The 15,193-nt window shown below is 48.1% G+C and carries 13 protein-coding genes and 4 pseudogenes; 6 read left to right on the top strand and 11 right to left on the bottom strand.

Features of this window, described 5'->3' with window-relative positions:
• Window positions 1–3: 3 nt before the first annotated feature.
• Window positions 4–1,587 carry a gamma-glutamyltransferase gene (gene ggt, locus FKP33_RS16450; protein ID WP_373423902.1) on the top strand — a complete coding sequence of 528 codons (1,584 nt, stop codon included), beginning with the start codon at window positions 4–6 and terminating at the stop codon, window positions 1,585–1,587.
• Between the two features lie 31 nt (window positions 1,588–1,618).
• Entirely contained in the window at window positions 1,619–2,167 is a 549-nt protein-coding gene (locus FKP33_RS16445) for a chromate transporter (protein WP_141335787.1), read from the top strand.
• 303 nt (window positions 2,168–2,470) lie between these two features.
• On the opposite strand, the pseudogene FKP33_RS27735 reads toward FKP33_RS16445, so the two are convergent.
• Together FKP33_RS27735 and dctA are read right to left on the bottom strand one after the other, a co-directional pair.
• Window positions 2,471–2,823, bottom strand: a pseudogene (locus FKP33_RS27735) (hypothetical protein); the annotation flags it as partial.
• Between the two features lie 58 nt (window positions 2,824–2,881).
• Window positions 2,882–4,222, bottom strand: a complete 1,341-nt coding sequence (gene dctA / locus FKP33_RS16435) for a C4-dicarboxylate transporter DctA (RefSeq protein ID WP_141335786.1) — start codon at window positions 4,220–4,222, stop codon at window positions 2,882–2,884.
• Window positions 4,223–4,435: 213 nt separating this feature from the next.
• On the opposite strand from dctA, the gene FKP33_RS16430 reads away from it, so the two are divergent.
• Both FKP33_RS16430 and FKP33_RS16425 read left to right on the top strand, forming a co-directional pair.
• On the top strand, window positions 4,436–6,088 hold the full coding sequence (locus FKP33_RS16430) for a PucR family transcriptional regulator (RefSeq protein ID WP_181410181.1): 1,653 nt from the start codon (window positions 4,436–4,438) through the stop codon (window positions 6,086–6,088).
• A gap of 33 nt (window positions 6,089–6,121) precedes the next feature.
• Window positions 6,122–6,302: pseudogene (locus FKP33_RS16425) on the top strand (IS3 family transposase); the annotation flags it as partial.
• On the opposite strand, the gene FKP33_RS16420 reads toward FKP33_RS16425, so the two are convergent.
• Entirely contained in the window at window positions 6,303–6,788 is a 486-nt protein-coding gene (locus FKP33_RS16420) for a YiaA/YiaB family inner membrane protein (RefSeq protein ID WP_127608183.1), read from the bottom strand.
• A gap of 134 nt (window positions 6,789–6,922) precedes the next feature.
• Here FKP33_RS16420 and FKP33_RS16415 point away from each other — a divergent pair.
• Window positions 6,923–7,132 (top strand): annotated as a pseudogene (locus FKP33_RS16415) (IS110 family RNA-guided transposase); the annotation flags it as partial.
• A gap of 493 nt (window positions 7,133–7,625) precedes the next feature.
• On the opposite strand, the gene FKP33_RS16410 reads toward FKP33_RS16415, so the two are convergent.
• From FKP33_RS16410 to FKP33_RS16375, 8 genes and pseudogenes are all read right to left on the bottom strand, one after another.
• Window positions 7,626–8,822 carry an enolase C-terminal domain-like protein gene (locus FKP33_RS16410; protein ID WP_141335784.1) on the bottom strand — a complete coding sequence of 399 codons (1,197 nt, stop codon included), beginning with the start codon at window positions 8,820–8,822 and terminating at the stop codon, window positions 7,626–7,628.
• A gap of 26 nt (window positions 8,823–8,848) precedes the next feature.
• Window positions 8,849–9,691, bottom strand: coding sequence for a carbohydrate ABC transporter permease (locus FKP33_RS16405; RefSeq protein WP_127608185.1), 843 nt, complete (start codon window positions 9,689–9,691; stop codon window positions 8,849–8,851).
• Entirely contained in the window at window positions 9,678–10,559 is an 882-nt protein-coding gene (locus FKP33_RS16400; RefSeq protein ID WP_127608186.1) for a carbohydrate ABC transporter permease, read from the bottom strand. Before FKP33_RS16400 ends, FKP33_RS16405 begins: the two co-directional genes overlap by 14 nt.
• Before the next feature lie 88 nt (window positions 10,560–10,647).
• A complete protein-coding gene (locus FKP33_RS16395; RefSeq protein WP_141335783.1) occupies window positions 10,648–11,973 on the bottom strand; it encodes an ABC transporter substrate-binding protein in 1,326 nt (441 codons plus the stop codon).
• 138 nt (window positions 11,974–12,111) lie between these two features.
• Complete coding sequence (locus tag FKP33_RS16390) at window positions 12,112–12,855, bottom strand: FadR/GntR family transcriptional regulator (RefSeq protein ID WP_236595790.1); 744 nt, start codon at window positions 12,853–12,855, stop codon at window positions 12,112–12,114.
• Window positions 12,856–12,923: 68 nt separating this feature from the next.
• Window positions 12,924–13,031: pseudogene (locus FKP33_RS16385) on the bottom strand (helix-turn-helix domain-containing protein); the annotation flags it as partial.
• A gap of 234 nt (window positions 13,032–13,265) precedes the next feature.
• A complete protein-coding gene (locus FKP33_RS16380; protein WP_141335782.1) occupies window positions 13,266–14,096 on the bottom strand; it encodes a TrmH family RNA methyltransferase in 831 nt (276 codons plus the stop codon).
• Window positions 14,097–14,108: 12 nt separating this feature from the next.
• A complete protein-coding gene (locus tag FKP33_RS16375; RefSeq protein WP_127608189.1) occupies window positions 14,109–14,768 on the bottom strand; it encodes a potassium channel family protein in 660 nt (219 codons plus the stop codon).
• A 173-nt stretch (window positions 14,769–14,941) separates the two neighbouring features.
• On the opposite strand from FKP33_RS16375, the gene sspI reads away from it, so the two are divergent.
• On the top strand, window positions 14,942–15,145 hold the full coding sequence (gene sspI, locus FKP33_RS16370; RefSeq protein WP_054796194.1) for a small acid-soluble spore protein SspI: 204 nt from the start codon (window positions 14,942–14,944) through the stop codon (window positions 15,143–15,145).
• Window positions 15,146–15,193 lie beyond the last annotated feature (48 nt).

Below are 15,193 nucleotides of genomic sequence, written 5' to 3'. Positions count from 1 at the left end.
ATCATGCCGATGGGGCATCAAGGTATGGTCGCTTCCCCGCATTATATGGCCAGCACCGTCGGAAGCTTCGTCCTGCGCGAGGGAGGGAACGCTTTTGACGCTGCGGTTGCGGTTAGCGCAACCTTGGCCGTAGTCTATCCTCACATGACGGGAATCGGGGGCGATAGCTTTTTCTTAATGTATTCGGCGAAAGATCGAAAGGTCATCGGTCTTAACGGAAGCGGCCGTTCCGGCCGGGAGGTCTCTTCATCCCTGTTTAAGGATAAAGGGTTATCCCGTATTCCCGATCGCGGTGTTCTGAGCGCCATAACGGTACCCGGTATGGTCGATGCCTGGTGGGAGGTGTGGACCCGATTTGGCCGACTGCCTTGGGATAAGCTTATTGCCCCGGCTGTCCAATATGCCGAACAAGGCTTTCCGGTTTCCAGAGATCTGTATCGCTGGATGTGTAAAGACGAGCAATGGATCCGCGAGGATAAGACTCTGAAGGAAGTATTTATGGATGGAGGCCGATTAAAAAGCGAGGGTTCGCGTCTCGTTCAATCCGAATTGGCGGCGACCTTGCGTCTTCTGATGAAGGAAGGAAGGGATGCTTTTTATAAAGGGCCGTTCATGGAAGCTATGGTCCTGGCCATTCGGGCTGACGGGGGGCTTCTGACTGAAGAAGATTTCCTCTCCCATCGAAGCGATTGGGTCGAGCCATTGTCGACAACGTACAAAGGCGACCGGATTTACCAAATGCCGCCGAACTCCCAAGGATTTTCACTGCTGCTCATGATGAATATATTGGAGCATTTTGACCTGGCAGGCATTCCGCGAGATTCGGCCGCATTTTATCACCTGATGGTGGAGGTCGTCAAAAAGGCATTTCAATATCGGGATCGTTACTTGACGGATCCGGATTTTGCGCATATTCCTGTAGACCAACTGTTGTCAAAAGATTTCGCAAGGCAATTAAGCGAGCAAATATCATTAACGCCCATGGAAGCCAGCCCTTTTCTATCTTCGCCCATGGGGCAGGATACCGCTTATGCCGCTGTCGTGGACGATGAGGGGAACGCGGTCTCTTTCATCCAAAGCTTATACTATGATTTCGGGTCGGCCTACGTTCCGGAGGGTACAGGTGTGATTTTGCAAAATAGAGGTTCATTTTTTTCGCTGGATGCAGAGCACCCCAACGCCTTGCTTCCGAACAAACGCACCTTTCATACGTTGATGCCGGGGATGGTGCTGCGCGGGGAAAAGCCATACTTATTACTTGGAACCCAGGGCGGCGAAGGGCAGCCGCAAACACAGTTATCCATATTGACCGGTGTTTTGGATTATGGCTGCACGATTCAAGAAGCGATCGCTTTGCCGCGTTGGGTGTATGGGCGGACTTGGGGTCAAGCGAGCGATTCGCTGAAAATGGAAAACCGGAATTTGCAATCGGCCGCGGAGAAGCTCATGCAGTGGGGGCATCGCGTGGAACTCGTGTCCGGTTGGGACGGTATAGTAGGCCAGGCCCAAGGAATCTGTATCGATACGAACGGGGTTATGTACGGCGCCGCCGATCCCCGAGGAGATGGTCTTGCCATCGGTTGGTAAAGTTCGGCAATGAAAGGAATGAAGGAGCAGGATGATCAAGACGCTGTTGGATTTATTTATCGCTTTTGGGAGATCGACTATGCTGGGGTATGGCGGAGGCCCGTCGATTATTCCCTTGTACCAGAATGAAGTGGTGAACCGGTTTGGCTGGATGGGAAACGAGGAATTCGGACAAGCGCTTGCATTCGGCAATGCGCTTCCGGGTCCTATCGCAACCAAGCTTGCGGCCTATATCGGATTCAAGGTTGCGGGATGGAGCGGTGCTGTTGTTGCGGTCGGAGCCGTCGTGCTGCCGACCGCACTGCTCATGGTTTTGCTCGTGAATGTGATGTATAAATTGCAGAGCAATATTTATATTAAGGGTATGATCAAAGGGATTCAACCGGTCATTTTTGTCATGTTGGCCATGTTGGCGTTTGATTTTGCGAAGTTTGCTTTTCAAAAAGGAAGCGGGATGTTTTCTTTTCTGCCTTTTTTGATTGCAGCCCTTTTTTTTATTTCGGTGCACTATTTGGGGCTGAATCCGATCTGGGGGATTGTGGCTTCTCTGGTCATCGGCGCTATTTTCATGCATGGATAGACTGCTGATGAGGCAGCTGCCTAACGCCTGGCGATGACCATAACGCGTATGCCCCCCCTGTTATCCCCTTGGAATGTATGCTCCATAGCAAGCGGAATCCACGATAGCGTTCTTCCACGACTTTAATGGGCCGGGTACCTTGGCAGCCCGTTTTCTGTAAAGAAAAATGACATGCAGCCGTTGCCGGCTTGCATGTCATTTTCCGTTGTCCACCATTTTATGCCCGTTAGCCATACATGCAGCGCCGCACCTCAGATGATGAAAATGGTTAGAATCCGTCCATAATGCTACTACGGCTGGGAGAGGATCGATGGCTGACTTCATCCCTTTGTGCGACAGCAGTCGCTCGTCCTCGACGATCTGTTTGACAAGATTCAGTTATTCGCTCACCGAGCCTTCATGGTCAGGCAGCAGCTTCTTCTCGAGCTTCGGATGCCGCTTGACCACAACGCGAAGCAGACGCTTTGCCGCATCCCGCCGTACGTCGAGCGGACTTTGTTCCGGCTGTGCCAGCCTGCGTGCGGGTTTCTTGTACGATACGTTCGTCTGATAGATGGTACAGGATTTGCAATAACTGCAAACGAAACAGCAGATCCGGCTCATTTACCGATCTGCTGTAATACTTAACACAAGGATTGTTCTACCAGCTCGTGAATGAAACCAAAATCTTTCATGGGAGTTTTCATCCCCTCTTTTTTCACATGATATGCCGGGTCAGAACGCTTGCTTCTTAGTTGCATCGGCAAGGTTAGTTTCGCCGAGAGCATACGCAAGTCTGCCGTCAAGCACGTTTTCCGCCTGATGCTTATTAAGCAAGCCCTCCCAACGCGCAACGACGAAGGTGGCGACAGCATACCCAATAATATTGACTGTTGTCCGATAATTTCCCATGAATCGGTCAGGCGCAAGCATCAGGGCGACTGCGGCCATTGGTATGGAGCCTGTTGCCGCCGCGGTTGCTGACAGTGCAACAAATGCGGACCCCGGTATTCCGGCCATCCCCTTGGACGTTAACAGCAGAACTCCCAGAAGCACAAGCTGCTCGGCAATGCTCAAATGAGTGCCGGTCGCTTGGGCGAGAAAAACCAGTGCCAGCGATAAATAGATTGAGGCCCCGTCCAGATTGAACGAATATCCTGTAGGCACCACCAGTCCGACAACGGCGCGGTTGCAGCCGGCGTGCTCGAACTTATTCATCAGCTGCGGCATGACCGCTTCCGTCGAACCTGTTGCGAACGCGAGAAGAATCTCCTCGCGGACGTAGAGAATTAGTTTCCAGAGACTGAGACCAACGTATGCCCGCATGATGATGGCTAATATAATGAGAAAGGCAACACATGCGACGGTCATGGCAATAAACAGTTTACCGAATGAAAGGAGCGTGTTAATCCCGTACTGGCTGACCGCGAAGGCCAATGCGCCGAATGTCGCTAGCGCCGTAAGCTTCATGATATAGCTCATAATTTGAAACATGACTTTGTTGGCATGTTCGAAGAAATCGACCAGAACCTCCGACGTCCGTCCGCCAATATGGATGATTGCAAAACCGCACAAACAAGATATTAGCAATACTTGCAATATCGAATTGTTTGCGAACGCTCCGATGGCGCTTTCCGGGATCATATTCAGGAAGAAATCCGTCGTGCTGGGAAGCTGCGAGCCCTTGGTCGCTTTGGTGACTGCATCCGTTGATAGGGTAGCGGTATTGACATTCATTCCTGCACCGGGATTCATCAAGTTTGCAACTACCATGCCTATGATCAGCGCGATGGTCGTTACGATTTCGAAGTAGAGGATCGTTTTTCCTCCCATTCTTCCGACCGCTTTTATGTCACCGACCTTGGCAATACCAACGACAACAACTCCAAAAACAAGCGGTGCAATGATCATTTTGATCAGTTTGATGAAGCCATCGCCTAGCGGCTTCAGGGCAATGCCAATGGTCGGCCAAAAATAGCCCACTAAAATACCCGCGACGATCGATGCAATAATCTGAAAAAAAAGTCCTTTGTAAAAGGGCCTCTTTAATATCTCAGTTTGCGTTTGCGAATTCATACTCTCTTTCTCTCCTTCCAACCATTTAACGTGACCTTATATCACATATATTGTTTGTTTATATAACAGATTATAATGAATTTATTTGACTTATTCATCATACAGAATAAACAAAATTAAAATTCCCTTTGTTCATATTGCACAAAATCCGCCCTATGTGATATATTTTTGTTAAATTATATCACGCATAATGTAATGAAGGAGAGGTTGTCCATGATATTAGCGGATCTTCTGAAAATTCCCTGCTTGTCCACATCCAGAGTAATCGCCGGGGAAGAGGGGTTGAACCGCATCGTCTATTCTGTCAACATGATGGACGCTCCGGATATTATCGACTTTTTAAAACCTCAGGAGCTGCTGCTAACCACAGCATATGTCATAAAGGATCGTCCGGAAGCACTGGAATCTCTGGTCTCCAATATGGCCAATGTCGGCTGCGCCGGACTCATGATCAAGACGAAGCGCTTTTTACCGGCAATCCCTATTCGTGTTGTAGAAGTCGCCAATAAGCTGAACTTTCCCATCATTGAGCTTCCTCTGGATTTTTCTCTTGGAGAAATTATGAACCAGTCGCTCAGCTATATTCTCGAAAAAAGTGCCGACGAGCTGCGATACGCTTTAGAAAGCCACAGACATTTCACCAGTATCGTGCTGGAGGGAAAAAGCATTCCGGAGATTGTGCAAGAGCTCTCCAAGTTGCTGGATTCCCCTACACTGCTGTTAAATCATAAACTGGAGCTCATTTCTTCATCCCGACATTTTCAAAGCGCACCTTATATGGCGTTGCTGCCCGTCATCCAGCATGCATTAACGGCCTTGCCGGCCACCCGCTCCACCCAATCTTTGTCCTTGGTGGCGGATGCCGATTCACCATGCCGAAACGTAGCCGTTCACCCTATTCAAACCTATCAGCCTCAAGGATTCCTGATTTCGTTCATTGACAATCCGCCAACCAATAAACATCCCTTCATGGCAATGGAGCAAGCGGCCAACGTGATCAGCTTCGAAATGCTGAAACAGCAGGCGGTAAAGGAACGCTCAAGAAGGTACAAGAATGAATTTTTTTCGGATTTGGTGGAAGGGTTCGTAACCTCCGAACAGGAAGTGATTCATCGGGGAAAAAGATACGGTCTAAACGAACACAGCACCTCTTTGTGTATCGCAGCCAAAAAAGACGCGCCGGCGGAATCAAACGGCATAAACCCCGCTTCGCTTGAAGACAGCAGATTTACGGAGCGCGAGGAACTCTATCAATTAATTAAAAAAGGATTTACGGATCATGGAACGCCCTTTGTCATTTTCACGAAAAACGACCTGTTTGTTGTCATCCTTTCCTATAATCCGAATGAGCCTTATCTTCAAGAAACGGAAATGGAACTGGCGGAGCTATTAAAAAAGATTGCCGATGAGATCTATAAGAGGACTCAGATTGCCGTCTCCTTCGGAGTTGGTAATCCCGTGCAAAAGCTCTTGGATATTTCCGTCACCTACAAAGAAGCGTTCGATGCCCTGCAAACCGGATATCTCAGTAAGAAAAGGATGTTTGTCCAATTCAATCACATTAAAGAATTGGCGGATTTATTACGAATGGTTCCCATAGGAGAGTTGAAGAAATTTTACTTGGACACCTTTCAAGATCTGAAAGGACTGGAGGAAAAAGAACGAAAAGAACTGATGAGAACACTGATGGTCTTTTATGAGAATCATTGCCAAATCGCTGAAACCGCCAAACAGCTTTTTGTTCATCGAAATACCGTTATCTACCGATTGGACAAGTGCGAGCAATTAACAGGACGGAGTTTGCGCACCCCAAGCGATAGTCTTCGCTTCCGGGTCGCTTATCTGATTGAACCTCTACTCCATTAGCTTGATAGAGAAGAACGTTCTCTTTTGCGTTGTATCGAAAGGTTTCTTAACATCTTAAAATCCGAATTCTTATACACACAGGAATTTGAGAGTATTGAACCATTCAAAGTGGAACTAGAAAAATAGATACTACTATAATCACAAACGAATTAAGACAAAACTAAAAGGCATGAGCCCAGTACAGTACCGAACTCATGCCTTAAAGGCAGCTTAACTATATCGTGTCTTGAGGATTACGATTAAACTCCAGGTCCCCAAGGATCTCTTTGTCCTCAACGTTGTCGCGGATAACTTTCTGCACACCGATAGCGCTGTACGAGATAAGGAGAACCACGGCAATGTAGTATCCTTTGACGTTCAATTCAAAGGGCGCATTATATAGTCCAATAAAGAACATTGCATAGCCAATCAATAAACCGATATATGACATGCCAGTAAAGGCTGTCGTATTACGCATTTTATGCTTTGGGTTATCTTGCTGCAAAAATTTGTCTTCTGCGTTGTCTCGGGCAACCTTCTGCACCACAATACAGGTCATCGTTATGAGAACCACACAAAGGATATAGTACCCTTTGACATTAAGCTGCCAATCCGCGTTATAAACCCCAATTGCAAATAAAAACAATCCTGCTGCAAAAGCGAAGTAAGATACAGCTGTAAAAGCAGGTGTATTCCTTCTTTGATATTTTTGATGATTCATATGCGTTTATCCTCCATAGCAACCATTTTTGGTTAATACTTGAACTACTTATAATTTAAATAATTTACCAATATCCTACAAGTACTATCTTTTTTTAGTACCACACTAAGGCCCAGGACAAGCAAAATCAACTCATTGAAAACACTTGCTCTTTGCATTTGGTTGTCGGTGTAGATATTGCCCAGGAGGCTCACGTTGCTCGTTCGGTCAGCTATTGGGGAATTGCACTGGGATCGCCGCTGGAGTTCGGCAACCATGACGAGGGCTTTCAACTGTTCGGTCGTTGGATTCAAGATCTGCTCAAGTCTTACAAGTTGACCAAAGTCATCGTCGGCATGGAACCTCCCCACCTATCGGGATATGTTGCGCAAAATGGACCCGTTCCGTTAGAAAAACCGACCTCCACCCCTTAGTTAGATGTGACGAAGCATGTAAGGGCATAGACCCGTTGAGACATGGGAGGGAGAATCGCTAGGGCTACGTGGAGACGTGCACAATATGGAACAACTTGGGTGTTGGACACCACACCTTTGTTCTCGCATGCCCTTTCTACGGATCTAGCCACCGGCTCCTCCGTGTGACTCTCTTCTCTCATCTTACACAGGGTGAAATCCTGCGAATTCATGAGTCTCAGTGAGGAAACTGAATCATATTGAGGGAGCGTAATAAACTGGAGTTTGAAATTGACGTGAGAAAATAAATTTCATGCCGATGTTATTAGGAATCCCGGGAGGCCACAAGCATCAATTCAAAAAAAACAGACCATTGGCATGGTCTGCGTGATAGCATTAACGGGTATCACCGTTTAAGCATTGAATCCACTCAAGTCTAATCGAGTCACGGACGTGCCGATGTCCCGTCCGGCAAACGGGCCAACGTCCATTTTGGAAGTACGTTCGTACACGGATACTTCTTTGCTTTTTCTTCATCGATATCGATGCCGAGTCCTGGAAGGTCATTCGGATATACATATCCGTCTTTTTCTACGGGGCATCCGGAGAATACTTCGTAAACTTCTTCCTTGAATCCGTTCCACTCCTGAATACCGAAATTGATGCTGCTTATGTCCAAATGCACGTTTGCGGCATGACCTACCGGAGAAACATCTCCCGGCCCGTGCCACGCAGTGCGGATGCCGAAAGCCTCTGCCATGGACGTCATTTTTTTAGCCGGAGTTATTCCGCCTACTTGGCTAACGTGCACACGGATAAAGTCAATCAAGCGATTGGACATAAGCGGAAGCCATTCATTCGGATTGTTAAACAGTTCCCCCATGGCGATTGGAGTCACCGTATGCTGACGAATCGTGCGATACCATTCGATTTGTTCCGGCGGCAGCGCGTCCTCCAGATAAAACAGCCGGAATGGTTCCATCTGCTTAGCGAACGCGACCGCGTCTATAGGAGACAGCCGTTCATGAACATCGTGCAAAAATTCGATTTCCCAGCCAAGCTTGCCACGCAAGTGCTCGAACAATTCGACGATCCCTCTCATATAAGCCTTCGGATCGTAATAAACGCCGTCCAATGCGTTCTCAGGTTTGATAATTTTTTGGTCCCGACCGCCATATAGCCCCATCTGACAGCGCACATAACGGACGCCCTGTTCCATATAAGACCTTACATTTTCTTCTACCTCTTCTTTGCACGATCCGTCAGCATGCTTGTATATTGCAGCGCCTTCGCGGCATTTGCCGCCAAGCAGCTGATACACCGGTAAACCGGCAATTTTCCCTTTTATATCCCATAACGCCATATCGACGCCCGAAAGAGCATTGTTAAACTCCGGACCATTGCGCCAATAGCCGCTTACCATCGCAGTCTGCCAAATATCCTCGATACGGTGTGCGTCTTTTCCGATTAGAAAAGGCTTTAAGTAATCCTCGATAGCTGAGGCAACAGTCAAATATCTTTGGGTAAACGTAGCGCATCCCAAGCCATACAAGCCGGGTTCCGACGTTTCGACTTTGACCACCACCAGGTTGATTCCCTCCGGGGCAGTCAGTATCGTTTTCACATCGCGTATAGTAATCATCTTCGCTGCTCCTATCCGAACATACTCTATTGTTTTACGGCTCCTGCCGTCAGACTGCTGATAAAATACTTTTGCAGGAAAATAAACAGGATGATTAGGGGCAAGCTTGATACAATGGAAGCCGCCATCAAATCGTTCCACACAATCTTATAAAACCCGTTCAATTGACCGATGCCGATCGGCAAAGTTTTCATCTTCTCTGAGGTCGTCAAAATAAACGCAAACATGTATTCGTTCCAACCTACGATGAATGAGTAAATCGCCGTAGCCGCCAAGCCGGGTAACGACAAGGGAAGAATAATCTGCACAAACGTGCGGACCCGGCCGCATCCGTCGATTGTCGCCGCCTCATCCAGCTCCTTAGGTATCCCTTGAAAAAAGCCAAGCATTAACCATGTGCAGAACGGGACTGAAAATGAGATGTACACCAAAATCAAACCCCAATGGGTGTCTACCAGACCAAGCGTTTTCAAAACCTTATAGAACGGAATCAGCAGCATGATAGACGGAAACATTTGCGTAACGAGCAAAAAGGTCAGGAACGCCCCCTTCCCGCGGAATTGAAAGCGAGATGCCCCGTATCCTGCCAGTGCGGAGAATACTAGGGAGATTCCGGTAGAAACCAGCACAACGATAATACTATTGTAGAAATAAGTACCGAACGGATAATCCTTCCAAATTCGAGAGAAAGCTTCAAAAGTGATGTGTTCCGGGATCCATCTGGGCGGAGTAACCATAACTTCATCCATCGGCTTGAGTGCTGTCGACAGCATCCACAACGTCGGAACCAATACGCATAAGGAAGCAATTGCCAATATTAGATACATGAGCAGGTTGAACAAGCGTCCGTTTCCATTAGTCGTTGTCATTGCCGAACAGCCTCCTGTATAAAAATCCGATTAAGAAGCACACAAAGAACACGATCACTGCCATTGCCGCAGCTTTGCCAAAATCGAAGAACTGGAAGGCTTGCTTGAAAATATCGATGCTGACAACGTTTGTGGCGTCCCCCGGGCCCCCCTCCGTCAGCAGCCAAATCATGGTGAAGTGTTTGAACCACCAGACGGTATCAAGGATCAGTGTGACCACGAGCACCGGAAGCAGACCGGGCAGCGTGACGTAACGGAACGACTGAACCCGATTACAGCCATCGATCTTGGCCGCTTCATACGTGTCCTGCGATATCGACTGAAGCCCGGCGAGGACCATCATCATAACCATCGGGTAACCCTTCCATACGCAAACGATGACGATCGCGATAAAAGCGTAAGATGCGTCACCCAACCAGGAAACCGGACTATCAATCACATGAAGACGCATCAGGATATCGTTGAAGAGGCCGTACATCGGGTTGAACAACCACTTCCACAACAATCCGACTACTACTTCCGGGAGCAGCCAAGGGAGGATTAGAATTGTCCGAAAAATTGTTATGCCCGGCAACTTCATATTCAGTATGAGCCCAAGCACCAGTCCGATCGCGAAGTGACCGATAACGGTAAACAACGTATATTTCAACGTGACTACAATATTTCCGACAAACTGAATGTTTGAAAAAATGCTTACATAATTGTTCAGTGCAACAAAGTCCCATTTGTTGACCAAATTGGTATTAAAAAAGCTAATGTATGCGCCATACAGTAGAGGATACGTAACCAACAACAAGAGCGTAATGGCAGCCGGCAAAATGAAACCATATGCGGCCCACCACTCTTTTTTGACGATTGCGTTCTTCACTGTCCCCCCTCCTTTCTTTTCATGATGCCGCCAGCTTTCTGAAGAAGGAACTCCCTTCCTCAGAAAGCCATCGGTGTAATTTGTATGCTTACTTGCCTTCTTTTGCAATCAATTCATTTGCACGTGCAGCCGCTTTTTTCATGGCTTCGTCAGCCGTTACTTTCGAATTCGAAGCCAAGAGGACTTGATAAGATTCGGCTACGATATCATAGAATTGCGAATACGTAGAAATGGTCGGTGCATGATAAGCGTACTGCAGCGCTTTTACGAATCCGGCCTTATCCGGAGCGCTCAGCGACGGGCTTGATGCCAATTGGGCTTTAGTCGGCAGCGGGCCGGTTGCTTCAGTGAATTTCAGTGCATTTTCATTGTTAAGGAGATACTTCAGGTAATCTGCAGCCACTTCCTTGTTTTTGCTTGTTGCCGAAATGGAATATCCCAGCAGCCCGAATGTTGCAGAGTGCTTTTCTTTCATCGGTATAGGAGCGCTGTACAGTTTTCCTTTCATATCCGGATTTTGCGAGATGATGGTGCCGAGAGCATTCGGTCCGCTGATCAGCATGGCCGCTTTACCGGAGGCGAGCATGCTGGCCGCTTCCGGGAAGCCGGTTTCCGTTACGCCCGGAGGAACCACACCGTATTTATTGTTCAGATCGGTATAAAATTGCAGGGCATCCTTAGCTTTCGCAGTGTCCAAATCAGTTACCCATTTGCCGTTCGCATCTTTGCGGACTTCTTCCGCGCCGAAAGAGCGAAGCACAGGCAGGAAGCGGGTTCCTCCAGATGTATTGCGGGTACCGATCATAGCGAAGCCCCATTGATCCGGTTTGCCGTCGCCGTTAGTATCCTTTGTAAGCTTTTGAGCCGCAGCGAGAAAATCGTCCCAAGTTTCCGGAGCCTTCAGCCCTTCCTTCTCGAACAAGTCCCCCCGATAAATCAATGCTTGAGGCGTCGAGGTCCAAGGAATGAACTGCAGCTTGCCGTCTATGCTGGATTCCTCAATGACATTCGGATAAAATTCCTTCAGATAATCCACCCCGAGGAGCTTGCTCAAATCCTCCGTGGCATTCATTTGATAAACGTTGTACATAAATTCCGGCGTGTTTGTAAAGACGTCCGGCATTTGATTGGCAGCGGCAAGTACAGATATCTTTTTGTACATGTCGTTCATCGATACACCCATGAATTCAATTTTTACATTCGGGTGCTCTTTCATATAAGCTTCCGCTATTTGCTTCTCAATGTCTCCCCCGGGTTTTTCCGTTTGGACAGCGGACATAATGGTCAAAGTAGTTTGCTTAGATCCTGTTCCCGCCGCTCCCGACTCGGAATTCTCCGCTTTTGACGAACAACCGATCATGCTTGCGGTTAAGGCCAAGGTGAGAGTTGCTGTAGTAATGCCTTTCAATTTCATAGTTTACCCTCCAACTTGTTGTCATTTATTTGTTCAAAACGGGGTTGCCTTTATGTAGGAACAGGCAGCGGACCGCTTAAAACCAAATTTAGGTAAAGTCATAACACATATCATGTCATACAAGTATAAAGAAAAAAATCAAAAATGATTTTTTAATTGCGCGATTTTTCGGCGGTTCTCTTCCATCCCGATAGCGATCAGCTCTTTCGCTTTTCCTGCGTCTTTATTACGGATTGCTTCATACTGGGCAATATGCCCCTGCAGGCTTTCTTCGTTAACCCCAAAGACGCGATTTAACTCTTCGAGATAGTAATAGTACGCATCCTTAACTGCATTCATAAGTTTGAGGAACAACTCGTTTTTGGAAGCCCTTACAATTGCGAAGTGAAATTCCAGATCACTCTGGGAATATTTTACAAAGTCATCTTTGTTCGCAATCATTTTCTGCAAGGCTTGACCGATTTGCTGAATATCCTTCTCCTCCGCCCTCTCAACGGCCAAATCAATACACTTGAACTCAATCGTCTCACGAAATTCCATCATGTCCAAAAATTCTTGTTCGCTTAAGTTCATGACAGGGATGAAGCTATTGAGAATGCTTTCATTTATGGAAGGAGACACAAAGGAGCCCTTTCCATGGTGCGTGGTAATGATACCGACAGCCCTTAGCTTTTGAATAGCGCTTCTGACACTAACGCGGCTGACATTAAACATTTGGCACAGTTCGTTTTCAGACGGTATCTTGTCGCCAGGCTTCCATTTTGCGGTGATAATGTTGCTTTTGATCTGATCATAAACCTCATCTACCACATTTTGCTTTTCAATGGCCTTTATAATTATTATCCACCACCGATCTTGTAACTTGTGATACAAGTCTAACAAAAAATTCGAATTCGCACAATATGTATTTTCATGTTTGGTACTTCAGACCTATTAAAACCGTCCTGATTTTAAGTTCTTCTTAACGCCATTAGCGTTTCCGCTGAAGGTTTACTTTTCCCCTTTTCGATCTCACTTAAATTGCCTTGTGATATACCAAGCGAAGCAGCAAATTCAACTTGATTTAGTCTGTTTAGTTTTTCTTAGAACACAAATTTTATCCCCAATCATACAGCACCGTACCTTAATCGTATTTTCACTAATGATGACAAAAAATAGCCCGACAAATCAAGGTTTTTTGACTCATCGGGCTATCTTACTTATGACAAATCTACGTTCCAAACCCGTGACAAACAACGTTCCAATCAGTGCCAAACTGAATTACAACTCACAACAACAGAATAATCGTTCACTTACCCCAGCCGCTGCCGCATCGCCTCAAACAGCACAACCGTCGCCGCCATCGCAGCGTTCAACGACTCGGCCCTTCCGGCCATCGGAATAAGCACGCGCTGCGACGCCAGCCGGTCGACTTCGGGCGACACGCCCTGGCCTTCGTTGCCGATCACGAACCAGGTCGGCGGCCGGAAGTCGCAGTCATAGAGCGGAACAGCGCCCGCCAGGCTCGTACTCGCCACTTGAATGCCGGCGGCCGCGGCTTGCGGCAGCCATTCCCCGAGATCGCCCTGCGCAATCGGAAGATGGAAGAGCGATCCCATCGTGGAGCGCACAGTTTTCGGATTGTACAAATCGACCGTGCCTTTGCCAAGCAATACGCCCGTTGCGCCGACAGCGTCCGCGCTGCGAATGATCGTCCCCAAGTTGCCGGGATCTTGAACGCCGTCGATGACGACAACGAGCCCGTCCGGCAAGCTGGCCCTCATCAAGTCCGCCGGCCGCCATGGCAGCTTGGGAACGACGGCGAATACAGGCTGCGGCGTCTGAGTGTCAGTGCACTTCGCCAGCACCTGTTCCGTCACGGGGACGCACTCGACTCCCGCCGCTTTCGCCTTCCGCAGGAGCGGCGAAACGACGTCGAACCTTTCCGCCGTATACACTAGCGTCTCCGGCATCGACTCGGAGCTCAAAGCCTCCTCCACCAAATGGAGCCCTTCGATCACGAAGCGGCCGATTTTATCCCGCCCTTTGCGGCTTAACAGTTCCGCCCACTGTTTCACGCGCGGGTTTTGCGCCGAACGGATCGTGTCTGCCGCGGCAGCGTTTTGTTCATAATATGATGTCAATTCGAGCAACCTCTATTCCGCGAACGTCTTTTCAAAATGCTGCAGGTCGGTATTTTTGCCGACAATGACGAGTATGTCATTCGCTTGAATTAAATCTTCGGCATGCGGCGCAATATTCATTTTCTCTCCGGTTTTGATCGCCATGACGTTGCAGCCATATTTGGCCCGAATATCCAGCTGCCGCAAGCTGCGCCCGATCATCCTTCCCGAGGCCGCAATTTCAACAATGCTGTAATCTTCGGAAATTTCGATATGATCGATAATATTGGATGAAATCAGATGATGGGCCACGCGTTGTCCCATGTCCCGTTCAGGATAAATCACCTTGTCCGCCCCGACCTTGCGCAGTACCTTGCCTTGAAGCTCGGTTTGGGCCTTCACAATTAAGCGCGGGACCCCGATTTCCTTCACAATAATGGTTGTCAGAATGCTCGCCTGAATGTCTTGGCCGATCGCCACCACGACAACGTCGAAATTGCGCAAGCCCAAGGAACGGAGCGCTTCCTCGTCCGTCGAATCGGCCTGCACCACGTGAGTCACGAGGTTAGCGACCTCTTGTATACGCTGTTCGCTGCTGTCAATGGCCAATACTTCAAAACCAAGGTTGGATAACGTCACAGCTACGCTGGAACCGAAGCGTCCCATGCCGATAACAGCAAATTGTTTTTTCATGCGTTTCCGCCTCCACCGTGCGATTCTGAATCTAAACCTGAGCCTTACTTTCATTATAAATATAAATGCAAACCGAAGTCCAATCGTTCAACGTCCTGCTGAAAAAGGCATGAATCCGAACGATTCGGAGCATATTAATGAAAGTGAAATCGAACGAAAAGCGGAGGGCGGGCATGAATTTGAACTTGAGACAAGCCATCGTACAACGGATGCACGATAAATCGAACGAGGAGCTGATGGGGGTAATCGAGGATTCGATCGACGGGGAAGAACGCGTGCTTCCAGGCCTCGGAGTGCTGTTTGAAATCATTTGGAAAAACAGCGAAACCGAAGTGCAGACCCAACTCATCTCAACGTTAAAAGAGCACTTGGCCTAGCCGGTTATAGCTCTTGCCGGGAATGGAAGCAGCCCGACTTTCGCCGTT

It is taken from the genome of Paenibacillus sp. tmac-D7, assembly GCF_006519665.1.
GTDB lineage: Bacteria > Bacillota > Bacilli > Paenibacillales > NBRC-103111 > Paenibacillus_G > Paenibacillus_G validus.
Note: the sequence above shows the minus strand (reverse complement) of the source record. Positions and strands in the feature narration are given on the sequence as shown.

What these genes read in the sequence shown, in the direction of transcription:
- ggt (WP_373423902.1), top strand. Translation starts at nt 4, where the DNA reads ATGCCGATGGGGCATCAAGGTATGGTCGCTTCCCCGCATTATATGGCC.
- FKP33_RS16445 (WP_141335787.1), top strand. Translation starts at nt 1,619, where the DNA reads ATGATCAAGACGCTGTTGGATTTATTTATCGCTTTTGGGAGATCGACT.
- dctA (WP_141335786.1), bottom strand. Translation starts at nt 4,222, where the DNA reads ATGAATTCGCAAACGCAAACTGAGATATTAAAGAGGCCCTTTTACAAA.
- FKP33_RS16430 (WP_181410181.1), top strand. Translation starts at nt 4,436, where the DNA reads ATGATATTAGCGGATCTTCTGAAAATTCCCTGCTTGTCCACATCCAGA.
- FKP33_RS16420 (WP_127608183.1), bottom strand. Translation starts at nt 6,788, where the DNA reads ATGAATCATCAAAAATATCAAAGAAGGAATACACCTGCTTTTACAGCT.
- FKP33_RS16410 (WP_141335784.1), bottom strand. Translation starts at nt 8,822, where the DNA reads ATGATTACTATACGCGATGTGAAAACGATACTGACTGCCCCGGAGGGA.
- FKP33_RS16405 (WP_127608185.1), bottom strand. Translation starts at nt 9,691, where the DNA reads ATGACAACGACTAATGGAAACGGACGCTTGTTCAACCTGCTCATGTAT.
- FKP33_RS16395 (WP_141335783.1), bottom strand. Translation starts at nt 11,973, where the DNA reads ATGAAATTGAAAGGCATTACTACAGCAACTCTCACCTTGGCCTTAACC.
- FKP33_RS16375 (WP_127608189.1), bottom strand. Translation starts at nt 14,768, where the DNA reads ATGAAAAAACAATTTGCTGTTATCGGCATGGGACGCTTCGGTTCCAGC.
- sspI (WP_054796194.1), top strand. Translation starts at nt 14,942, where the DNA reads ATGAATTTGAACTTGAGACAAGCCATCGTACAACGGATGCACGATAAA.